The 20,694-nt window shown below is 35.0% G+C and carries 19 protein-coding genes; 10 read left to right on the top strand and 9 right to left on the bottom strand.

From position 1 onward, the window contains the following. Nucleotides 1–29: 29 nt before the first annotated feature. Complete coding sequence (locus tag B2R82_RS15655; protein ID WP_286925812.1) at nucleotides 30–170, bottom strand: Arm DNA-binding domain-containing protein; 141 nt, start codon at nucleotides 168–170, stop codon at nucleotides 30–32. A 472-nt stretch (nucleotides 171–642) separates the two neighbouring features. Here B2R82_RS15655 and B2R82_RS15650 point away from each other — a divergent pair, with 472 nt between their 5' ends. The 5 genes from B2R82_RS15650 (at nucleotide 643) to B2R82_RS15630 (ending at nucleotide 5,769) form a co-directional block, all read left to right on the top strand. Further along, on the top strand, nucleotides 643–1,362 hold the full coding sequence (locus tag B2R82_RS15650) for an ABC transporter ATP-binding protein (protein ID WP_286925810.1): 720 nt from the start codon (nucleotides 643–645) through the stop codon (nucleotides 1,360–1,362). Then, a complete protein-coding gene (locus B2R82_RS15645) occupies nucleotides 1,331–3,793 on the top strand; it encodes an ABC transporter permease (RefSeq protein WP_286925827.1) in 2,463 nt (820 codons plus the stop codon). Before B2R82_RS15650 ends, B2R82_RS15645 begins: the two co-directional genes overlap by 32 nt. Before the next feature lie 6 nt (nucleotides 3,794–3,799). After that, a complete protein-coding gene (locus B2R82_RS15640) occupies nucleotides 3,800–4,306 on the top strand; it encodes a PadR family transcriptional regulator (RefSeq protein WP_286925808.1) in 507 nt (168 codons plus the stop codon). A 75-nt stretch (nucleotides 4,307–4,381) separates the two neighbouring features. After that, nucleotides 4,382–5,017, top strand: a complete 636-nt coding sequence (locus tag B2R82_RS15635) for a hypothetical protein (protein WP_286925807.1) — start codon at nucleotides 4,382–4,384, stop codon at nucleotides 5,015–5,017. A gap of 374 nt (nucleotides 5,018–5,391) precedes the next feature. Then, a complete protein-coding gene (locus B2R82_RS15630; RefSeq protein ID WP_286925806.1) occupies nucleotides 5,392–5,769 on the top strand; it encodes a DUF3221 domain-containing protein in 378 nt (125 codons plus the stop codon). 397 nt (nucleotides 5,770–6,166) lie between these two features. On the opposite strand, the gene B2R82_RS15625 is transcribed toward B2R82_RS15630, so the two are convergent. Beyond that, entirely contained in the window at nucleotides 6,167–7,255 is a 1,089-nt protein-coding gene (locus B2R82_RS15625) for a hypothetical protein (protein WP_286925805.1), read from the bottom strand. Nucleotides 7,256–7,677: 422 nt separating this feature from the next. On the opposite strand from B2R82_RS15625, the gene B2R82_RS15620 reads away from it, so the two are divergent. Then, complete coding sequence (locus tag B2R82_RS15620; protein WP_286925804.1) at nucleotides 7,678–9,150, top strand: DUF7309 domain-containing protein; 1,473 nt, start codon at nucleotides 7,678–7,680, stop codon at nucleotides 9,148–9,150. Nucleotides 9,151–9,299: 149 nt separating this feature from the next. Here B2R82_RS15620 and B2R82_RS15615 read toward each other — a convergent pair whose 3' ends face one another. Together B2R82_RS15615 and B2R82_RS15610 are read right to left on the bottom strand one after the other, a co-directional pair. Continuing rightward, complete coding sequence (locus B2R82_RS15615; protein ID WP_054770595.1) at nucleotides 9,300–9,740, bottom strand: cell wall hydrolase; 441 nt, start codon at nucleotides 9,738–9,740, stop codon at nucleotides 9,300–9,302. Between the two features lie 118 nt (nucleotides 9,741–9,858). Beyond that, on the bottom strand, nucleotides 9,859–10,410 hold the full coding sequence (locus B2R82_RS15610) for an ECF transporter S component (protein ID WP_286925801.1): 552 nt from the start codon (nucleotides 10,408–10,410) through the stop codon (nucleotides 9,859–9,861). Between the two features lie 178 nt (nucleotides 10,411–10,588). Here B2R82_RS15610 and B2R82_RS15605 point away from each other — a divergent pair, with 178 nt between their 5' ends. Continuing rightward, entirely contained in the window at nucleotides 10,589–11,437 is an 849-nt protein-coding gene (locus B2R82_RS15605) for a pyridoxamine kinase (RefSeq protein ID WP_286925799.1), read from the top strand. Nucleotides 11,438–11,478: 41 nt separating this feature from the next. On the opposite strand, the gene B2R82_RS15600 is transcribed toward B2R82_RS15605, so the two are convergent. Beyond that, a complete protein-coding gene (locus tag B2R82_RS15600) occupies nucleotides 11,479–12,057 on the bottom strand; it encodes a DinB family protein (protein WP_286925797.1) in 579 nt (192 codons plus the stop codon). Between the two features lie 88 nt (nucleotides 12,058–12,145). On the opposite strand from B2R82_RS15600, the gene B2R82_RS15595 reads away from it, so the two are divergent. Beyond that, nucleotides 12,146–12,643: a GNAT family N-acetyltransferase gene (locus B2R82_RS15595; RefSeq protein WP_286925795.1), complete on the top strand. Its 498-nt coding sequence runs from the start codon at nucleotides 12,146–12,148 to the stop codon at nucleotides 12,641–12,643. A 1,266-nt stretch (nucleotides 12,644–13,909) separates the two neighbouring features. On the opposite strand, the gene B2R82_RS15590 is transcribed toward B2R82_RS15595, so the two are convergent. The 3 genes from B2R82_RS15590 to B2R82_RS15580 all read right to left on the bottom strand — a co-directional run bounded on the left by B2R82_RS15590 (nucleotide 13,910) and on the right by B2R82_RS15580 (nucleotide 16,690). After that, nucleotides 13,910–14,809, bottom strand: a complete 900-nt coding sequence (locus tag B2R82_RS15590) for a 3-hydroxyacyl-CoA dehydrogenase (protein WP_286925794.1) — start codon at nucleotides 14,807–14,809, stop codon at nucleotides 13,910–13,912. Nucleotides 14,810–15,024: 215 nt separating this feature from the next. Beyond that, the gene (locus B2R82_RS15585) at nucleotides 15,025–15,666 is read right to left on the bottom strand and encodes a hypothetical protein (protein ID WP_286925793.1); all 642 of its coding nucleotides are present in this window, start codon (nucleotides 15,664–15,666) and stop codon (nucleotides 15,025–15,027) included. A gap of 322 nt (nucleotides 15,667–15,988) precedes the next feature. Next, complete coding sequence (locus B2R82_RS15580) at nucleotides 15,989–16,690, bottom strand: ZIP family metal transporter (RefSeq protein WP_286925792.1); 702 nt, start codon at nucleotides 16,688–16,690, stop codon at nucleotides 15,989–15,991. A gap of 180 nt (nucleotides 16,691–16,870) precedes the next feature. Here B2R82_RS15580 and B2R82_RS15575 point away from each other — a divergent pair, with 180 nt between their 5' ends. Then, nucleotides 16,871–18,010: a zinc-dependent alcohol dehydrogenase gene (locus B2R82_RS15575; RefSeq protein WP_286925791.1), complete on the top strand. Its 1,140-nt coding sequence runs from the start codon at nucleotides 16,871–16,873 to the stop codon at nucleotides 18,008–18,010. Between the two features lie 83 nt (nucleotides 18,011–18,093). Here the strand turns inward: B2R82_RS15575 and B2R82_RS15570 are convergent, their stop codons facing one another. Next, on the bottom strand, nucleotides 18,094–18,663 hold the full coding sequence (locus B2R82_RS15570; protein ID WP_286925789.1) for an NUMOD4 domain-containing protein: 570 nt from the start codon (nucleotides 18,661–18,663) through the stop codon (nucleotides 18,094–18,096). Nucleotides 18,664–18,890: 227 nt separating this feature from the next. On the opposite strand from B2R82_RS15570, the gene B2R82_RS15565 reads away from it, so the two are divergent. Next, the gene (locus tag B2R82_RS15565; protein ID WP_286925787.1) at nucleotides 18,891–20,501 is read left to right on the top strand and encodes a Na/Pi cotransporter family protein; all 1,611 of its coding nucleotides are present in this window, start codon (nucleotides 18,891–18,893) and stop codon (nucleotides 20,499–20,501) included. Nucleotides 20,502–20,694 lie beyond the last annotated feature (193 nt).

Below are 20,694 nucleotides of genomic sequence, written 5' to 3'. Positions count from 1 at the left end.
TATTCCCCTTTACTAACTTCGACTCTTAATTAAGCTAAGGCAAGATTAGCCTCTTTTTTTGTTAGAAAGCCGCGTCTAGTAACGTGAATTTGTTTGTCTGTTTCGCTATCCATTCCTAAATAAAGCTTAAACATATAGTAGGTCTTACCATCTAGATATTGGATGGGCATTTATAGAAAGTGTTAATTACTTCACAATACGTCAAAATTATTGAGTGCTCAATAGCAATCAAATAAGGTATTCTACTAGTTATTGCGAATACCTATTAAAAAAGAGAAAGAAAAAGTGTCAAAATACGGATGTACTTTGGCACGGGTTGAGACTCAACTAACGACATTTATGCTGTATGAGTAAATTGCTCATCTAATAGATTGTATAATTCGGAATGCAATGAATATACGTATCTATCGTTGTTGCTATTTTTGTGTGACCTAAGAAACTTTGAATGAATTTTATATCTTTCGTTTGATAATAGGTACGAGTCTTTTTTCTTATCCCGCTCTATGAGTACTTAGTATATATCTATAAAATATTTTTTTTATTGCAAAACATGACTTTTTAAGAACGTATGTAAAATAAAATCTTGAATCATTATATACTTAGTATATAATGATGTAAAAGATATTAGGGGGATTTGATAAAGTGATTCAGGTTGAAAATCTTAAAAAGGAATTTTTACAAGGACAAGAGAGAATTAAAGTATTAAAAAATGTTAGTTTACAAATTCAAAAAGGTGAATTTGTAGCTATTATGGGTCCTAGTGGCTCTGGAAAAAGTACTTTACTTCAATTATTAGGTGGTCTTGATATACCTACAGAAGGGGACATTATAATTAATCAACATTATTTAAATAGGATGACAGAAAAGAAAAGGACAATATTTCGCAGACAGAATATTGGCTTTGTTTTCCAAAATTATCAATTACTTAGTAATCTAAATGTGGAAGAAAATATAGCTTTCCCACTTCATGCAGATGGAACTTTAACAAAAGATAAAAAGCAAGCAGTTTTACAATTACTTAATTCCGTCGGTTTAAAGGGGCTTGGGCAGAAGAAGGTTAATTTGCTTAGTGGTGGGCAACAGCAACGTGTAGCTATAGCTAGAGCACTAGTTAGCAACCCCGCCGTATTATTGGCAGATGAGCCAACAGGTAATTTAGATAGAAATACAGCCGAGGACATTCTTGGGTTAATGACTAGATTTAATCGAGATTACAATCAAACAATAATCATGGTTACACATGATATTTTCGCAGCTGGATTTGCAGATCGAATTATTCTTTTTAAAGATGGAATTGTCGAGCAGGTGATTTCTAGAAAGGATGAAGATTATGCTAAATATGTGGCGAATTTCATGGCGTAATATAATAGAAAGCAAAAAAAGATTTTTCTTTTCATTACTTGGGATCATTATTGGCATTTCCTTTATAACTTCCATGTTAATTGCTGATAAAACAACAAATGATGTTTTTAATTATTATGAACAAATGTATGTAGCAAATGCTGATTATTGGTTTTTAAGTGATGAACATACCTTTTCAGAAGAGGCTGTTTCCTCTCATTTAGACAATCCAATCATTACTGACTCGTTGCTTGCACTTGATAAACATGTATTCTTTGATCTTGATGATAAATCGGAAAATCAACGTTCTGTACGAATTACGGGTGTGAATGATCAGAATAGTTCTTTACTAAAACTACCAGTTATAAAAGGAGAGTTAGATAATGAAGGGTTAATTATAACCGAGCCTGTTGCAAATTTATTAAATAAAAGTGTTGGAGATACTATTCGGTTTAGCAATTTAGGAGAGGCAAAGATTTCGGCAATAGTCGAGTATACACAGTTGCTTGCGAGTCCTAGTGATTGGGAAAGTGCTGAATCAACTAGTTTTAGAATTATGGCTCCCCTTGATTTGTTAAGAGAATGGACAGGTATGGATAATGAGCTTTCATATGTACGATTTCAAACAAATGAAGATGGTGAAAAACTTTTTCAAGATTTACAGAATGAATTTACTAATTCAAATATATATATCCAACCAGTTGTCGCAGATGATCTACAAAGTAACGATATTGGGGGTCTCTACACATTTTTTTACTTAATTGCTGTTTTATCTATGCTTATTAGTGGATTCATTGTCTTTAATATGATTTATACAAGTGTTATGGAAAGGAAAAAGGAATTTGCAATCATGAAAAGTTTTGGTTATTTGCAAAGCTCTATATCTAAACTTGTATTCATTGAAGTAATCATTTTATCATTAATGGGTACGGCTATTGGGGTTCCAATTGGGATTTGGCTTGGCGATATGTTTATGCAAACTTTGCTTAGTGTATTTGAATTTGATACGGTGTACACTTTGAATTGGAAAATGCCTACAATAACAGCCATTGTAATAGGAATTGTATTTCCTATTATCTTCTCCTTATTTCCTATTTACAATGCTGGGAAAACTTCGGTGCTCTTGACATTAAAAGAGGGGACTCAAACATTATCGTCGAAAAGACAATATCTATTTAGAGGTATTGTAGGAGTTGGCTTACTTTCCTTTATATTTATTGATCATTTTATTTCCTATTTAGCTATTTTAGCAAGTATTATTTTGCTGTTTCCATTCTTGTTAATAGGAATAAGTAAGATCTTTAAACCAATTTTCAAAATGTTTTTTGGCTATTCAGGAATTTTAGCTACGCATAGCCTTACACAGCAATTAAATAGAAATGCGAATACTTCTGCTATACTTGCCATTGGAATAGCAGTCATCTTATTGTTAAGCTCTGTTATAGAAACTGCTCCTGAAGGGTATGAACGTGATATTAGAAATACATTTGGGGGTGATCTAAGGGTTACATCGGAAGCCCCTTGGTCTAGTGAAGATATAGAAACTCTATTTTCTTATGATTCTGTAGCAAATGTTACTCCACTAACAGAGGCTACACCTATTACATGGGAAACAATGAATGATGAGACTAGACAATTTTCTATTTTTGCCGTAAGTAAAAAGGGACCTATATTATTTGAAGATATTGAAAAAGAATCGTTATATGAGGAATTACAAAAGAAACCATCTATCCTGCTCGGTAAGCGAGCTTTTGATGAATGGGGTGGTAAAGTAGGGGAATACATTCACATAAATACACCTTCTGGTAATCAAAAATTTGAAGTCATTGATGTTGTAGATACTTCACATTATTCAGGATATGTTGGTTTTATGGATGAAGATCATTTAAATAATGAATTTGGTTGGGCTAATAGTTTTGATATGCTACTAGCATTAAATGCTAAATATAGCGGAGAGGAATTACAAGATCAGTTATGGACAGATTTCAATGAACACCTATCAAAAGTTAAAACTATTGAAGATGAAATTAAAGCAACTACTTCTGCGTTATCTGGTATGAACGAAATAATATTAATTATGCTATTCCTAATTATTGGCTTAGCTAGTATTGGCACAGCTAATACTCTTTTAATGAATACATTTGAACGAACATCTGAAATTGGAACAATGCGAGCACTTGGATTTACTAGACAACAAGTAAGAAAGATGGTAGTTGGTGAGGGGTTACTCATAGGTTTAGTAGGAGTCATCGGGGGTGCAATATTAGGTGTGATTTTACTTTACGTTACTAGTCAATCCACGCTTTTAGGAGATTTCGTACCTTTCCATATACCTCTTACTAATATTGGAGTGGCATTGATTGCTGGTCTATTACTAAGTTTTCTTGCCTCTTGGATATCCAGTATGACTGCTAGTAAAATAAATATTTTATCTTCAATTAAAGAAGGTTGATCAATTATGTCAGTAAAGTATGGACTATTAACATTGTTATACCAACAGAATAATCATGGATACGAATTAAAAGTAGAATTGGAGTCTCTTCTAAGTATCAAAGGAAAAATTAATCCTGGTCAAATTTATACTACTCTTGACCGTCTCATTCGTGATCAACTCGTGTCATCTGCAGAGATAGATGACCAAGAAAGAAAGCTATATAAGCTAGAAAAGTCAGGAGAAAATGAATTAAAAAAATGGTTATTAGAACCTGTACCTTATCATTCTACTAAGGACGACTTTCATTTTAAATGGAGCTGCGCTCGAAAAATCCATTTTGAGCAAGAAAAAATTATGCTAGAACAACAAAAAGCAATGATAATGAAAGATGTTTTAGAATTGACTAAATTAAAAACGGAATTTCTTATTCAAAATGAAGAACATAAATATTTATTAATCAATGGCACACTTTTACATTTAGAGGCAGATTTAAACTGGATAAGTCAGATTGAAAATAGAATTCGTTCATAAATTTATATAAAGGTTTCCTTTTCCTATCGCTGTAATTATCTTATACTGTTTTTTCTCAACAAAGGAGGTGTTTGATTGGGAGTTATACTTGAATATAGTTGGGAATTGTTTATACTTATTGAGTTATTATCTATAGGGGTACTACTCCTATTTGGTATATTTCGTTATTTCTTTAATAAACCTACACTTAGCATTATGTTCATTTTTCTATTTTTATTTATGTTAATACTTGAAGGGTTACTCGGATTGTATGTGTATCAGCAAACAGGAGAGATTTCAACATTTCAAATTGTTATTACTATATTTATTATTTATGCATTTACATTTGGTATATTTGATTTTATAAAGCTAGATCGTTGGATGCGTAGAAAAATTGGGATGTTTCGTGGTGTTGAATTATTAACTGATAAAGACTATAAAATTATTAAAAGAAATAATAACCCTAAATATATTGCAAAGAAGTATCGTAAGTCATCTTATATACATTTGGTTATTTTTGTTACAGTGCAAGCGTTTTTTTGGATTATGGGAACGGAAAACCTTACAGAGATGAAAATGTATTTAACTGATTTGTCATGGATAGAAAAAGGGATAGCAAAAGAATCACCCTATGCTAATGAGATTACTTTTGGAATTGGAGCAATTTGGAGCATTGTTTTTATCATTGATTTTATCTACTCATGGTCTTATACATTGTTTCCTAAAAAATAAAGCCTTTTATTTGAGAAAGTAAACCATTTGGCTTTAAGTTGCGATAGCTATAATCATTTCAATTATGTATTTCATACAACAAAAAATACTACCAGATAGCAATAAAAAAAACCGTTATCTGGTAGTAGCATTTTTCATGCACTAAATTTATATCCCATTTCTCAGACGACGGTTTAAATAGTCGTCGTTTCTCTTTTATAAAGAAATTTACGGATAAGATATTAAGCTCGACTTTTTTGGGAAGTAGTACAAGTAAATTATCGTTTTGTATTGTAGAATAGAGGTGAGCACAGTATTTGGTATATTATTTACATTTAAAAACGCTAAGATGTATTCAATATGAAAATAATTAAATGTATAAGGTGATGATTTGAATGAAGAACAGAATCTCCAAACCTATTATCAACACGGTCTTATTGTTTCTTTTTCTTGTTGCTTTATGGTTCTTAGGTAATGTTAGCCAACTATTATCTAATAAAGAAAATACCGAAAGTGAAATTGGCTATATAGTAATGCATGAAGGAGTAGTCTATTTTATTCAAGGAAAGGACGTTCAACAATCAGATATAGAGAGTTTCTCTAGCGAAAATCTCATTTACTCAAATAAATTTGAATCAGTTTCAATTTTAATTAATGAATCAAAATTTTCTATGAGAGGAATTAAAAGTGGTGATGAAGTGAGGATTTGGTATTCTGAAATTTTGGAGTCATATCCAGCAAAAATCAAAGTTATTCGTATAGAAAAACTGTGACCAAAAGTCTGTGACTCCTAAATATAACTTAATTACCATTTATAAGGTTCTTCACCAAAACTCGTGGTTGATTTTCTATTAATTCAATAATTTTACATTTACTATAGAAGAAAAGCGAAAACTTTACGTATCGTAATTGTTGCCTAGACAAACTACGAGAGGAGTTTTCGCTTTGTACTCCAAGTTTATCAAAATGCTATTACCGTTAATGAGTTGTTTTATAAATAAAGTAGATGTATTTTTCACAAAATATAATATTAGTATTATTTATAACCAAACATCAAAATTGACACAATATCAGAGGATATATTTCTTAAACCTAAATATTCAATAATACATCTAGTAGCTTTTATTTATCAAAGGAATAAATCTTGTTTCGACTGAACAACTGCATACCCTAATATGTAACCGTCATATCCGTAATAAAAGCTGGTTTTTTATACTCATATACTTTTGTTATTTCTTTATTATCCAAGTCATACTTATAGATACACTGTATTTTCGAAGTTATACCGTCAACGGTAACTTCTTCTGCATTTTTAGGGATACCTGAAAAATAAATAAATTGCTCATTTTTTGACAATACCGCTAGCCTTCTTTGACCAATCTCTGATAATAGGGGATTCTTACTTTTTTTAATCATTTGATCTGTTAATAGGGTAGTTAATGTTTTGTCTGTAAGAGATAACTGATAAATGCCGCTTCCTTCGTCTTCATTTATATTTTCCCCTCCCAAAATAACAGAATTTCCATTAGCTCCATATGCCATCGAATCAATATTGACTGCTTTTATATTCGTTACCAAATTCATGTCAGCGCCATCTAAATTCATTTCATATATTGAGTAGACAATTTGCCCTAAAGGTACACCAGCATCATTTGCAGCCTTCCTTCTTGCTGTATTCTCTTCCTCAGAGACAAATGCACCAATAATTTTGTCTTTAGAAGTATCATACATTTCTACAGCACGGTCAGGCTGTTTTGTATCAAATACAATTGAATTCTTCTTTTTCACATCTATTTTCGCAATCTTGGAAACAGGGTATGTTGGCCCTATTATTTCACTGTAGATGGTTTTGCCTTCCTCATCCCCAATTCTAGGAATAAGTTGTCCTAAAGTATCATTTGTAACTTGATAAGTTTTTTTATCGTTTCTGTCTAATAAATAAATCTCCCAAGGTCCATCACCTTTTGCACTTGTATAGGCAAGATATTGTTTATTGCCTGAAAGTGATGCATGTAACCAAACCTCTTCATTATTAACTAATTCGTTTTCTACATGTTTTTCAGCATTTATCTCCACTACACTACCTTTGCCTTCGTTATCAAATACAGAAACAATGAGTTCTTCATTATCATCAACATGTGGTTCATCGACAGGTGGACTGGTATCTTCTTTATTTTGACATCCAAACAAAACTAATAGTAACGATAAAATAACAGTAGCACCCATCGTTTTCTTGCATTTACAAACAAATTCATACATTATGCATTTCATCCTTTGCGAAGTTTTTTTAGAAAATTGTATTATAAAATATCAACTTTCCTGTATCATAAATATACCGAAAGTTCTCTGTATAGGATTTTAATCTATACATCTCAAACACTAACTCACACTATTATTTTAAGCGCTTAGGAAGAAAAATCAATATTCTAGGAAATTTAATACCATTTTTATAAATTTTGTATGCTCCAATCTAGCATTATTTCGGAGGGGGCTATTTTTCTTGCAACCATGCTACTTAATTTAAACATGGCAAACAAGGAGTATAAAATCTTGCAGCGTAGAGAGATTGTCAGTAAAGTTAATAAAAAGTGGTTTACTATGAGGTTGGCTATCAATGAAGAGCAGATTTATAAGCTATGATTTCATCCCGGCAGTTTAACAAATAGAAAAGAGGTTAAATCATGATACAACTCCATATAGAGAGCAAGAAAAAGCCGAAAATCTATCGAAAGCTTTTGTTACCGGAGGAAAGTAGATTTGATTTATTAGATGAGCTTTTATTGCTAAGCTTTGATTTGGATGATGCGGAATATGTTAATTTTGAAATGGTTAAAAAAGATGGACAGGTGTCTGCGAATAAAGAAAAAATATTATTTTTACCTGATAATGACACGGATTTAGATTCAGAGGAGGAGCTGGTCATTAAATGGTTCCGAAAGTCTGGTGATGAAGCGATTGGACAGGTTATTGATACCAATGAATTATTTATTATTCGGTTAGATAGTTATGTGCAATTACCAATGGATTCAGAAAAGGCAATTTGTATTGCTGGAGCAGGTGATATTCATACGGGGAAATTAAACAAGATTAATATCGAGGAAATCAATGAACGGATAGCGGCTAGGGAATTGGAAAGAATTATAGATTTTCTAGAAAGTCAGGAACCTGATTACCTTACTCTTTTGGAGCTTGCGAATGAGCTAAAAAAATTAAAGCCGTGGCAATACTTAGAGAGCAATGAGATTATTGTGATTGATTTTGGGGATATGAATGACAAGGTACTTGTTTCTGTTATGGGAGCTGCTGGTGGAGAGTTTGGATTAATGGTATTTGATCTTGAGTATGGCTATGATAGCTTAGCGAAAATTCTTTTTGAGAAAAATTTATCGAGCGATTTTTCCTATAGTTTAAATGCATTAACTGTTAATTTTGTTGATAGAGATGAGTTAGAACCAGCAGATTATCAGCTCATTAAAGATTGTGGGCTGACATATAGAGGGAAGAAGAATTGGATTCAATTCCGTAGCTATTTAGAAGGAACACACCCTGAAAGACCAAATTATATAGAAGTAGAGCTTTTAATTGATGTTATCAATACGATGATTAATATAACAGAAATTCGGAAGGATGGCTGGCAATATCCACAGGTAGGTGCACATGAATATCCAGCATTTAAAGTAAAAACGGATGGCGAGTTACAAGAAATTTATCTGTTGAAACTTCAGGTCTCAAAGCCAACATTCGAGTGCTATGAGGAAATTACAATGTTTGAAAAAGCGCAATATAAGAAAAAGCCTAAAAGTGCATTACAATTAGAATATGATTTATTTTACATGCCCTTTGGTGTAGAAATGGAACAAACCAATCGCTATGTTTATCCGATTGTTGGCATACTCGTTGAACGAGGAAGCAATTTGGTGATTGGACATGAGGTAGTCTCTATGCCGAAAACGCCCCCAATGGCACAAAGCTTTTTCTGGGCATTTTTACAAGGTTTAGAGGTAAGACCAAGTAAAATATTTGTCTCTAAAGAAGTAAGACCGATGCTTCAACCGCTTGCAAAAATTCTAGGAGTGGAACTTGTAGAAAGTGAGCTTCCTGGTATTCGAGAAGTAAGGGGATTTATGGAAAATATGCCGATGGATCTTTTTTAGGAATAGTAAATAACTACACCACACATTTCTGACTTTAGCAAAGTGAAATGTGTGGTTTTAAAATAGTCGTTTATGAGGAAAAATACATTAAATATATAAGATTTCTTTCTGTAAAAATGGTTGTACTTGTAGCATTACTATTACGTTATCTATCCCGTATAAACACCTTCACAAGTATCTGGAGCTGGTTCATAGAAACAATGGTTCTTAAATTGCCCAGTAAACGGTTGACCATACCATGTTGGGGGACATGGGGCATATGGATTGAAGTACCAAAGTGCATATTTGGCTGGATGTTGTCTCCAATAATCCAAAGTCTGTTTTGCTAATCTTTTTTCAGAAGATCGCGCTCTTTGGTAAAATAAATTCCCTTTTTGAACAGCTTCAAAAGAAAAATTTCCTCCCTGTACCTGATAAATAACATCTTCAATTGTTCTTAAATCTTTAAAGTCTAAACAATTTGATACAAGTCGATTCACAATGACATTGCCAACATACAGCATTCCTTGGTTTCCTTCACCTACCGCTTCAGCTCTCATCATTCTTGCCACTAAGGAAACGTCATTATCAATGTATTTTACTCTTGGCATTTTTTCACCTCCAAGATATAGTATGAAAAAAACTCTACATTCTTGCCATTTGAAAAAATTCAAAAAACACGCCATCCTTGCTGAAAGCACAACAGCAAGATAGCGTGTTTGTTTTAAATTAAAAATTCTTTTTGAAGTATGGTGTTTTTTTCAGCACGATACATACAGGAATCGCGATAATTAACCCGACAATATTTTGGATAACATCTCCAGGAATGGATGCTAATGGTGCGATCCAGCTATTAAACATTATTGCTTGCCCAATATAATAAATGGCAATCATCGCAGGCATGGACACGACTGCTCCTAAAATGTTTAGTCCAATATTGTCGCCGCTATATCCTTGAGACCAAGCAATTTTACCAACGATAAAGCCCTGTAATGCGCGCGAAATAATAGTAGTTGGTGCCCAAATTAACCAGCCACCTACGATATCGAATAAGCCCATTCCAATTGCTCCAGCAAGTGCCCCTTTTTTAGAACCGAATAAAATCGCTGAGATGAAAAGCATAGATGTCCCTAAATGAATAAGCCCACCTTGGCCAAATGGTAGCTTAAGATTGATAAACATTGTGGCAACGAAAACAAGTGCAGCTAAAATGGCTGTAATCACTAAATCAAAAGTTTTCGTGCGTGATTTTGTATAGGATTGCCTTTGTATATTTTGCATCTGTATCTTCCTCACTATGATGAATATTTTGATGATTTTTACTTTAGCAAAGGTCTGACTGTTGTAAAAGTGCCAATTTTATAAAAAAGGTAGGGGTCAGATTGCGGTTATTTTCGCTTCTTTCTAATTGTGATACGATGGGGAGAGTATAAGCAGGATTAGTTAGGTGGAATGTATGATGAAAAAAGTTGCTGTAATTCAGGATATGTCATCCTTTGGAAAGTGCTCAATAATGGCTGCAATGCCTGTGCTATCTGTGATGGGTATTCAGGCAGTGCCTTTGCCGACTGCAATTTTAACTGCACAAACAGGGTACTCAAGCTTTTATTGTGAGGATTTAACGTCAAAGATGGATTACTTTGTGGATGAGTGGAGTAAGCTTGGAGCAACCTTTGATGGAATTCACACAGGCTTTGTTACAGGTAAGGAGCAAATTGATAATATTTTTCGTTTTTTAAGTGTGTTTCACTCAAATGAAACGACGCTGCTTGTTGATCCGGTGATGGGGGATCATGGCGAGGTCTATAAAATGTTCACTGGAGAGTTGCTTGATCGTATGAAAGAGTTAGTAAAGTGTGCTGATATTATTACGCCAAATGTTACAGAATGCTGTTTGCTTACTGGTTTGGCGTATGAGAAGCTTCAGAGTTATGCCAATGATTTAGCATATTTTCAGGCACTGGAGCAGGCTGGTTATCAGCTTCAGCAGGTGACTGGGGCGAACGTTATTATTACCGGCTTAAATCCACCAGCAGCGGATAAAGGCCAGCGTTATGTGGGGAATATGTATGTTGATGCAGAGCGTTCTTTTCATAGTATCCGTGATTATAATGGTGAGAGTTATTCAGGCACAGGTGATTTGTTTGCATCTGTTATTATGGGTGGCATGATGCGAGGACAAGATTTAGTGGAGTCAATGAAGCTTGCAGAGACGTTTTTAGCTGCTGCGATTGAAGCAACATCTAAGGAGCAGGTTCCGCCCGAGGCAGGCGTGCATTTTGAAAGGTTTTTAAGAATGCTGCTTTAGAGATTTTACTTAGAGATGACCTAAAAAAAATTGCCTTTGCATTAATTTTTTAGGTCAACTTCGAAACATGAAGTATTAGCTCCTATCAATCTTTCTATAATCTCAAAATGATGCCTTTCATGTATAGCAAGCAATTGAATAGCTTGAATAAGGTTTGGATAATGAGCAATAGGATCAGGAAAAATGATATGTCCTGCGATATCCTCCTCAATACCTTCCACCAGTCTTTTCATAGCCATAGTGTCGTTCACGAGGAGTTGCTCAATATCTTTGCTGTTTAAGGAAAATTGAATTTTCTGAGCTGGCACTAATATTCTTGGAGCCTTCATTCCTTTTCCTTTTTTGTGTTTATATTCTTCGTAAATATCATGTATTTCAGTGGCAAAAGGCTTATTTCTTCGCACTTTTGCGTAGGGGATGAGGAGTAGGGAACATTTAGTCGCTGTTTTAAGCATTCTAAGAATTAAATAAAGGTGATAGAAGTGTTCACCAATAGACCATTTTCCCTCCTCGCTGCCATACCATAGCTCTTTCTGTGAGAGTGCATGAATCGAGGGCAAATAGTGAGCTCTTTGCTCTTGTAAGGTGTGAAAATGCTTCATCATACTATTAGATTTCAATATAAGCTCTCCTTTTTTGCTGATATTCCTATTTTAGGGAAAAGAGTAGTGGATGTACATATAAATTAAATTTTTTGGAGGAAAAAGCATGGATATTAGAATATTAAGTGCAGCAGAGGCTGAAATGTATCGGGATATAAGATTAGAAGGGCTACTAAATAATCCAGAGGCATTTGGTTCTAGCTTTGAGGAGGAAAAAGATTTTACCCTTGAGCAATTTGCAAAGAGGTTAGAATCACAGGGATCTTACACATTTGGAACATTCTACAACGAAGAATTAGTGGGTGTTGCAACGCTAGTACAAGAAAGTAAGCAGAAATTAAGACATAAGGCAAGTATCTTTGCTGTTTATGTTTCTCCAAAAATGCGCGGGCATGGTATTGGTAGATATTTGATGGGTGAGATCATCAATAAGGCAAAGGAATTAGAGGGGATTGAGCAGCTTAATTTAACGGTTGTGTCTACAAATACATCAGCAAAAAAATTGTATGCTTCTTTGGGATTTGAGGTTTTTGGAACAGAGAAAAGAGCACTAAAAGTAAGTCAGCAATATGTTGATGAGGATTATATGGTTTTATTTTTATAATAAGCAAACTCCAAATTTCACGGCAATTTGGAGTTTTGTAGGTTATAAGGGGTCTCGAGTGTTATGTGCCCTATTTTTCAGCAGCTTAAAGCTTACCAGTATATTAAGGATGGACAATGGGAAGGCCAGCCAAAATCCTACATTACCTAAGCGTTCCATTTGAATGGGTGATTGGTTGTAAAGATAATAGGTTGTGATGCCTAAAAGAAGTAAGACAGTCAGCACAAAATTAGTCGATGCAAGTTTATTATTGCTGATAATAATCCCTCCGATCAGTAATTCTTAGTGTTGGTTTATACTATGCGTATAACCAGAATCTGTTATAGAAATTTTGGGAAGGCTTATTTCTCGATACCCTGAAGGTTGCCTATAGTGATGGGAGCGGATCAAAAAATTTCCTAGCCGATCAGTATGGGTAAAAGCTGATCAATTCAATGGGTGGCCGAGCGATTTTGAGTGGAAGCTGATCAATATAAGGGGTAACCCGAGCAGTTTGAGGAGGAAGCTGATCAATATAAGTGGTAAGCCGAGCAGTTTGAGGAGGAAGCCGATCAATATAGTATGTAAGCCGAGCAGTTTGAGGAGGAAGCCGATCAATATAAGGGGTAACCCGAGCAGTTTTGAGTGGAAGCCGATCAATATAAGGGGTAACCCGAGCGATTTTGAGTGGAAGCCGATCAATATAGTGTGTAGCCTGAACGGTTTGGGGAGGAAGCCGATCAATATAGTGTGTAACCCGAGCGATTTGTAGAGGAAGCCGACCAATATAGTGAGTGACCCGAGCGATTTGAGGAGGAAGGTGATCAATATAGTGTGTGACTCGAGCAGTTTCGAGTGGAAGCCGATCAATATAATGTGTAACCCGAGCAGTTTGAGGAGGGAAGCCGATCAATTTAAGGGGTAACCCGAGCGGTTTGTGGTGGAAGCCGATCAATATAGTGTATAATCCGAGCAGCTTGAGGAGGAAGGCGATCAATATAGTGTGTAGCCTGAGCGGTTTGTGGTGGAAGCTGATCAATATAGTGTGTAGCCCGAGCAGTTTATGGTGGAAGCCGCTCAATTAATAAGTTGACCTAAGCAGTTTTTATGTAAGGTGATCAAAAAAGAGGCAAACCTGATCAATTTAAGGTGAAATCCGATCAGTTTGCCCTAGAGCCAATCATTTTATTTGCTGGCTCAAATCATTTCTAAATCGAAGTCATAGTGAGCAACTCTATCCAATAAAAACGATGCACAGCTTTAATAGCTATGTGCATCGTTTGATAATTAGCCTTTTAAGAAATCAGGTTTTGCGAAGCTTGGGTTTGGATATTTATAGAAGCCTTCGCCTGTTGCGCGGCCGAGTTTGCCTTTGTCGATGTACTCTGTTTTTAACAGATTAGCGAGTTTTTTCATGTTTTCATCGCCTGACGCAGCTGCTTTTGCTTCTACAATGTTATAGGCTGTGTTAATGCCGACAATGTCTAGGATGGCAAATGGGCCGAGTGGAGCACCTGTACCAATCATCCATGTTTTATCAATTGTTTCTGGGTCTGCTACCTCTTTGACTAATAGCGATTCAGCTGCATCTAAAAATGGTACAAGTAATGAATTTAAAATATAGCCTGGCTGCTCTTTATATAATGGTAGTGGCACCATGCCGATTGCACGAGCAAATGCTACGACTTCATCGAATACCTTCATATCTGTGCCTGGGTGTTTCATAATTTCAGCAGTGTTGTTTTTCCAAATTGTGTTTGCGAAATGAAGTGCTAAAAACTTTTCTGGGCGGCCAGTTGCTTCAGCAAATTGGCTTGGCAATAATGTAGAAGAGTTTGTAGCGAAAATAGTTTTCGCAGGTGCTACTTTACCAAGATTAGTGTAAAAATCAGTTTTAATTTTGACCACTTCAGGGATTGCTTCGATGATAAGATCAGCATCTGCAACCGCTTCCGCAAGATTGCTTTTAAATGTTAGGCGAGCATATGCCGCATCTACTTCTTCCTGTGAGGCCCCTAAATCTTGCTGATAAAATGGTTTTAATTTTGTGATCCGATCCTGCGCATTTTTCAAAGCTTCATCATTAATATCGTAAACCGTTACATTAAAGCCTTTAAAAGCTGTTTGATAGGCAATCTGACTACCTAATACTCCGCTACCTGCAACTGTAATGTTTTGATAATTCATCATGAATTCCTCCTCTGATATTATTACATTAATATAATAGTGTGGATATGTACTGCCTCTCTTGTTACAACTCCATACTACTTCTTCCGATATAAAAAAATCAAATGAAAAACTCAGTTATTATAATGATATAAAGAATTTGCCTTTTAACTTGAAAATCTCTTTTTCAAGTATGTGTTTTAAACATAAAAAAATGTCACAAAAAAAGTGACATTTTATGGGCTTTCAATGGCTGCTAGCGCTTTTTCCATTTGCCGTTCATTATATTTAATTGTGTTGCTATTACTTGATTCGATTCCTCTCAAAACATTATTAGAATTTTGATAAAATCCATAGACAAAATCATTAATAGGTGTTTCTTCATCCCCATAATATCTATTAATAACATATGCCTTAAAAATATTGCTTAATAAATAGGTTTCATCTTTTATATCCGCTAAATATTTTTTGTTTTTATACTCACCTATAATGTAATTCTCAAATTCTTTAATTTCAGCCTTTGTCGAAGGATATTTTTTAGCAAAAGCTACAATAGTATCGAATTTTTCAGTAGGTGTATTGTTAAGAGCAGCAATCTCTTGCACTTTATCCTGCCAAGTTACATCGTCTGACGTTTCAATCTTCGCCACAGGCTTTTCTTCTTGCTTCTCTTTTTTAGGAGTTTCAGCATTATTAAGTCCAAGTTCCCCTACTGCAATGAAACACAAAATAAAAATGACAATTGAGATGCCAGTAAATTTCAACATTTTTATAGCTTTGATTTTATCCAACTTTATGAAATTAAAAATGGCAAGAAGCAAAAAGATCGCAGCTATGAAACCACTTAGTAGAAATACCCCTACTAATATATTAATCAAGTATTAAACCCCTTTCTTTTAATAAATGTAAACTTGTTATAAATATAATAGCAAAATAATCCTATATTTGAAATTCTAATTAAATATATTGATGAGCCAAAAATTACTATAGTATTACTTAGCATTTCCATAATTCAAAACATAAGACTTTTTTTATTTTATAGACCTGCTTTAAAAGGGACTTCTTTTACAACCTTTTTTCCAAATAGATAGCTAACACTTGAGCAATTAGCTTCAATGATTACTGGGTGCATTAATGCTAGTAATTGAAAAAAAGTATTAAATAAAAAAAGCAATCCACGTTTTCTTGGTGGATTGCTTTTTATTCGACTAAAGTATGGAATACATAGCTTAATAAATAGCCTAGACAAACATAGATGATTAAGGATTTTAGTGTGACAGAACGAATATGATGCAAAATAAATTCAGATATACTAGTAGTGGCAATGAGGCCAATGGAAATCCCCATCAATAATCCTTGTGCTTTTTCAGATAAATCCCAATATTGACCAATCAATATAAAAATACTGAAAAAAATAGAGAATACAATGAAATAAAGAAAAAGCCTCCATAGTCGTTCTCCCTGAGATAGTAGTGCTGTTGAAAGTGCAAAGCCCTCTGGTATGTGATGAAGAATAATAGATGCTGTAATGGTAATGCTTAATGCCGCATTTCCTAGTAAATTTCCCACGGTAAGACTAATGGGGATGGTGTGAATAATCATTGCGATTGCTAGTAGGGTGACAGAAGGGTTTTGTGAATGGGAAGAATGAAAGATAGTATCTAATATTCGGAAAATAAAGTAACCAATAATAATGCCAAGGATCAGACCAAATGGTTGATATAGGTGAAAGGAAGATGGAACGATATCAAGTACTAGTAAGCCAACTAGAAATCCACCACATAATAATGATAAGCCCTGGGTTGTATGCTGGAAAAGCTTCGAGAACACCCAAGCAATCGCTCCTCCTATGCTAATACTAAAAAAAAGAAAACCACCAAGCACCATAGCACTCAACTGCAAAATTCTCCACCTCATCCCAAACTTTCAGCGTATTACAAAATATATGCAAGGTAGAAATGAATATGATAATCGTAAATTTAAAAGAAAAAGAAACCAAATGGCGATGATTGGAATACTACAACTTAATCAAGGAGAGAATATAGACGATTGCTTTAATTAAACATTAAAGGAGTTGCTTATATGAGGGCAGTAACCTACCAAGGTATTAAAGATATACAAGTAAAAAATGTAGAAGACCCTGTATTAAAAAAGAAAGATGATATTATAGTACGCATTACATCTACGGCTATATGTGGCTCAGATTTGCATATCTATAAGGGAGCAGTTCCAGCAGATAAAGATTATGTGATTGGACATGAGCCTATGGGGGTTGTAGAGGAAATTGGCTCTGAGGTGACGAGGGTAAAAAAAGGTGATCGCATCATTTTGCCCTTTAATGTATCCTGTGGTGATTGTTATTACTGCAAGAACGAAATGGAGAGTCAATGTGATTATTCCAACCCTAACCTCGAAGTGAATTCAGGAGGATATCTTGGATTTACAGAGCGATATGGCAATTATTCAGGGGGACAGGCAGAATATCTACATGTGCCATACGGAAACTTTATGCCCTTTGTCATTCCAGAGTCCTGTGAGCTAGAGGATGAGGCACTATTATTTTTGTCAGATGTACTCCCAACAGCCTATTGGAGTGTTGAAAATGCAGGAGTGAAAAAAGGAGATACAGTTGTAGTGCTCGGCTGTGGTCCTGTTGGTTTAATGACACAAAAATTTGCTTGGATGAAGGGGGCTAAGCGTATAATTGCTGTTGATTATATTAACTATCGTTTAGTTCATGCGAAGAAAATAAACAATGTCGAAATTATTAATTTAGAGGATTATGATGAAGTGGCCTTTTATATTCGAGAAATTACCAAGGGTGGAGCGGATATTGTTATTGATTGCGTAGGGATGGATGGGAAGAAAACACCTGTAGAGGCCATTGAACAAAAATTAAAGCTGCAAGGGGGAACTTTAAGTCCAATACGTATTGCAATGGATGCTGTTCGTAAATTTGGTACGATTCAAATAACTGGTGTTTATGGTTCTAAATACAATCAGTTTCCATTAGGGCATTTATTTGAAAGAAATATTTCTTTGAAGATGGGACAGGCTCCCGTTATACATTTAATGCCGCTGCTTTATGATAAAATAATGGCAGGAGAATTTGATCCAAGGGAGATTATTACACATAAGCTACCTCTTGAGGAAGCAAGTAAAGCCTATCAAATTTTCAATGATCGTGAGGATGAATGCATAAAAGTAATTCTTAAGCCATAAAAATGAAGGGAAGGCCATTACGCTTTCTTTTTTTTTACATAAAAAGGAATACCCTCAGTGAAGTAGCACTGAGGATATTTTCATTAAAAGTGTATACCTGGTTTATCTATTAATTTACAACCTGTGCCATATTTCGCTTTTAGGGCCCCCTTAAAGGCATTTTGTTCAAGCTCCGGAAATGCTTGCTGCCAAAGTTCAAAGACATTATGGCTAGTTGCAGTCCCTTCCTTTGTTAGGCGAACAATATGAAAGCCATACTCATCATTGCATCGAGCCAATGGGCGATTTTCACGTACAGAAATAATTCGACCACTCTGTGTTATTTCATACAAGCCATCATATTCTGTAATCGTACGACTGACTTCATCGCAATCAGCCTTCTTTTCCTCTTTTGATTCTTCCTTTTCTTCTTGTGCTGGGAGCTGATCCACAATAACAAAATCTTTATGGGAAGCTTTGTCGCTCATTGTTGCCATCACATTCATAATAGAGCCTAGATAATGCATAGGTTTCTCTTTTTCTTCCTCAAAAACGAATATATTATAATCGGTTTTATTAATTTTTTTTATAATAATATTTCCTGTTGTAATAGTAAAACCGATAAATTTGTTTTTATTTAGTGCTTGTAATGCTTGCTGCTTCGTTAATATCATTATTAAATCTCCTAAAAAATCATTTTTTCTATTCTACCATAAATTTAATGTGAATGTTTTCGTAAATCAGTGGTGAGACGATGAAGCTTTTATAAAAAAACTGCCCAAGAAAAGAAATGTTAGCTATCCTCTTAATTTTAATAATGGTAATATTAAGTAATGTTTGATTATATAGGTTCATTAGCCACATATGATATTTATTTTATTTTGTAGGGAGTGTTAGTAGTTTGATAAATGTATTAGGAGGCATTGGTTTATTTTTACTTGGGATGACCATGCTTACTAACGGTTTAAAGGAGCTTGCAGGGGATGCTCTTAAAAAATGGTTGAATCGATTTACAGGTGGAACAATTAGTTCAGTTCTTTCAGGTACTTTAATGACAATGATTGTGCAATCCTCTACTGCAACAACTCTGATTACGATTGGTTTTGTAAGTGCTGGGCTGTTGACCTTTATACAGTCAATTGGTGTTATTATTGGAGCAAATATAGGTAGCACAAGCACAGGATGGATTATTTCGCTTATTGGCTTCAAAATTAATATGCAGACAATGTCATTGCCTTTTATTGCACTCGGTGTCTTTGTGCAATTATTAGCACCACGTGATTTTAAAGCGATAGGCGGGCTTTTTACAGGCTTTGGCTTACTATTTTTAGGTATTGATGTATTACAGGGAGGAATGGCATCCGTTCAGGATAAAATTCCATTTGATTCTTTTCAGGCGGATTCTATAGGCGGTCAGCTTATTTTAATTGTGCTTGGTCTAGTTATGACCGTCATTATGCAGGCATCTAGTGCAGCAATTGCGGCTACTTTAACCGCCCTTTATGCAGGAGCTATTGATTTTGAACAGGCTGCCTATTTAGTAATCGGACAAAATATAGGAACCACTGCCACAGCCCTTTTTGCTGCAATTGGAGCGTCAACAGCTGCAAAACGGACAGCGATGACGCATGTACTGTTTAACGTGGCCACAGCCATTATTGTTACGATTGGTGCAACATTGATGTTTTCATTAACAAAAAATGTGACGACATTCATAAATGGTAGCTTTGATGAAACATTAGGAATTGCTGTTTTCCACACTTTATTTAGTGTCATTGGTGCCATTATTTTCGTGCCGTTTGTCCGACCGTTTGCGAGGGCCATTGAAAAAATGATACCAGAGAAAGGTAATCATTTAACGCGAAATCTGGATGATAGTGTGGCAAAAATTCCTGGGGTAGCTGTGGAGGTTTCCTTTAATACCCTTCAGGACATTACAAAGGAATTAACAACAGTAATCGTATCCCTTATTCAAAGTAAAAAGATGACAACAGAAGCTGAAAGTAAATTAACTCTGATTGATGATGCGATTGAAAAAACACGTCTGTTTATGGATGCTATCCAATCAACAGCCACGAAGGATCGTCATAAGCATATTTCACTATTACATGCACTTGATCACTTGCTTCGTTTGACAAAGGCATTACGAGAGCAAAATCCAAGCACCTTTCAGCTACAGTCCACTTTAACACAGAAATGGTTGGAGGTACTTGAGGAAGTTTTAGTGATAATTGATGAAGATGAACGCTTGCCAGAGATTTCTGTTCTATTAAAGGAAACATCATCAGAGATGGCAGCTGTACGACGAGATAAACGAAATGCCTATTTCGAGCATTCTGTTGAAAATGCCGTAGAGTTAGAGACAGCTGTTTCGAAAGTAGAAGCGCTTCTATGGATTGATCGTTTAGTCTATCACTATTGGCGCACAACTGCTCGTTTAGCAGAATACCAAACAGCAACGAAAAAAAACCGCCATACTGAAACGGAAAAGAACGTTGCTGCCACAGAATAGAAAAAATGCTCGACTCATGCTTTTGCAAAGAGGGCGAGCATTTTTTATTGCGATTAAGTTAGTAAGAAAAGATGCTTAAGTTGTCAAGGCAATTGTTCTGGTAAATAGGAAAAGTCGCTCGGGTAGCCAAGACAATTGCTCGGCTGATAGGAAAAACCGCTCAGTTGGCCAAGAACCTCGCTCGGCTAAGTGG

It is taken from the genome of Lysinibacillus sp. UBA6686 (assembly GCF_002455205.1).
Taxonomy (GTDB): Bacteria; Bacillota; Bacilli; order Bacillales_A; family Planococcaceae; genus Lysinibacillus; species Lysinibacillus pakistanensis.
This window is presented reverse-complemented; position numbering and strand designations above follow the sequence as displayed.

What these genes read in the sequence shown, in the direction of transcription:
- B2R82_RS15655 (WP_286925812.1), bottom strand. Translation starts at nt 170, where the DNA reads ATGCCCATCCAATATCTAGATGGTAAGACCTACTATATGTTTAAGCTT.
- B2R82_RS15645 (WP_286925827.1), top strand. Translation starts at nt 1,331, where the DNA reads ATGCTAAATATGTGGCGAATTTCATGGCGTAATATAATAGAAAGCAAA.
- B2R82_RS15640 (WP_286925808.1), top strand. Translation starts at nt 3,800, where the DNA reads ATGTCAGTAAAGTATGGACTATTAACATTGTTATACCAACAGAATAAT.
- B2R82_RS15630 (WP_286925806.1), top strand. Translation starts at nt 5,392, where the DNA reads ATGAAGAACAGAATCTCCAAACCTATTATCAACACGGTCTTATTGTTT.
- B2R82_RS15625 (WP_286925805.1), bottom strand. Translation starts at nt 7,255, where the DNA reads ATGTATGAATTTGTTTGTAAATGCAAGAAAACGATGGGTGCTACTGTT.
- B2R82_RS15620 (WP_286925804.1), top strand. Translation starts at nt 7,678, where the DNA reads ATGATACAACTCCATATAGAGAGCAAGAAAAAGCCGAAAATCTATCGA.
- B2R82_RS15615 (WP_054770595.1), bottom strand. Translation starts at nt 9,740, where the DNA reads ATGCCAAGAGTAAAATACATTGATAATGACGTTTCCTTAGTGGCAAGA.
- B2R82_RS15610 (WP_286925801.1), bottom strand. Translation starts at nt 10,410, where the DNA reads ATGCAAAATATACAAAGGCAATCCTATACAAAATCACGCACGAAAACT.
- B2R82_RS15605 (WP_286925799.1), top strand. Translation starts at nt 10,589, where the DNA reads ATGAAAAAAGTTGCTGTAATTCAGGATATGTCATCCTTTGGAAAGTGC.
- B2R82_RS15595 (WP_286925795.1), top strand. Translation starts at nt 12,146, where the DNA reads ATGGATATTAGAATATTAAGTGCAGCAGAGGCTGAAATGTATCGGGAT.
- B2R82_RS15590 (WP_286925794.1), bottom strand. Translation starts at nt 14,809, where the DNA reads ATGAATTATCAAAACATTACAGTTGCAGGTAGCGGAGTATTAGGTAGT.
- B2R82_RS15575 (WP_286925791.1), top strand. Translation starts at nt 16,871, where the DNA reads ATGAGGGCAGTAACCTACCAAGGTATTAAAGATATACAAGTAAAAAAT.
- B2R82_RS15570 (WP_286925789.1), bottom strand. Translation starts at nt 18,663, where the DNA reads ATGATATTAACGAAGCAGCAAGCATTACAAGCACTAAATAAAAACAAA.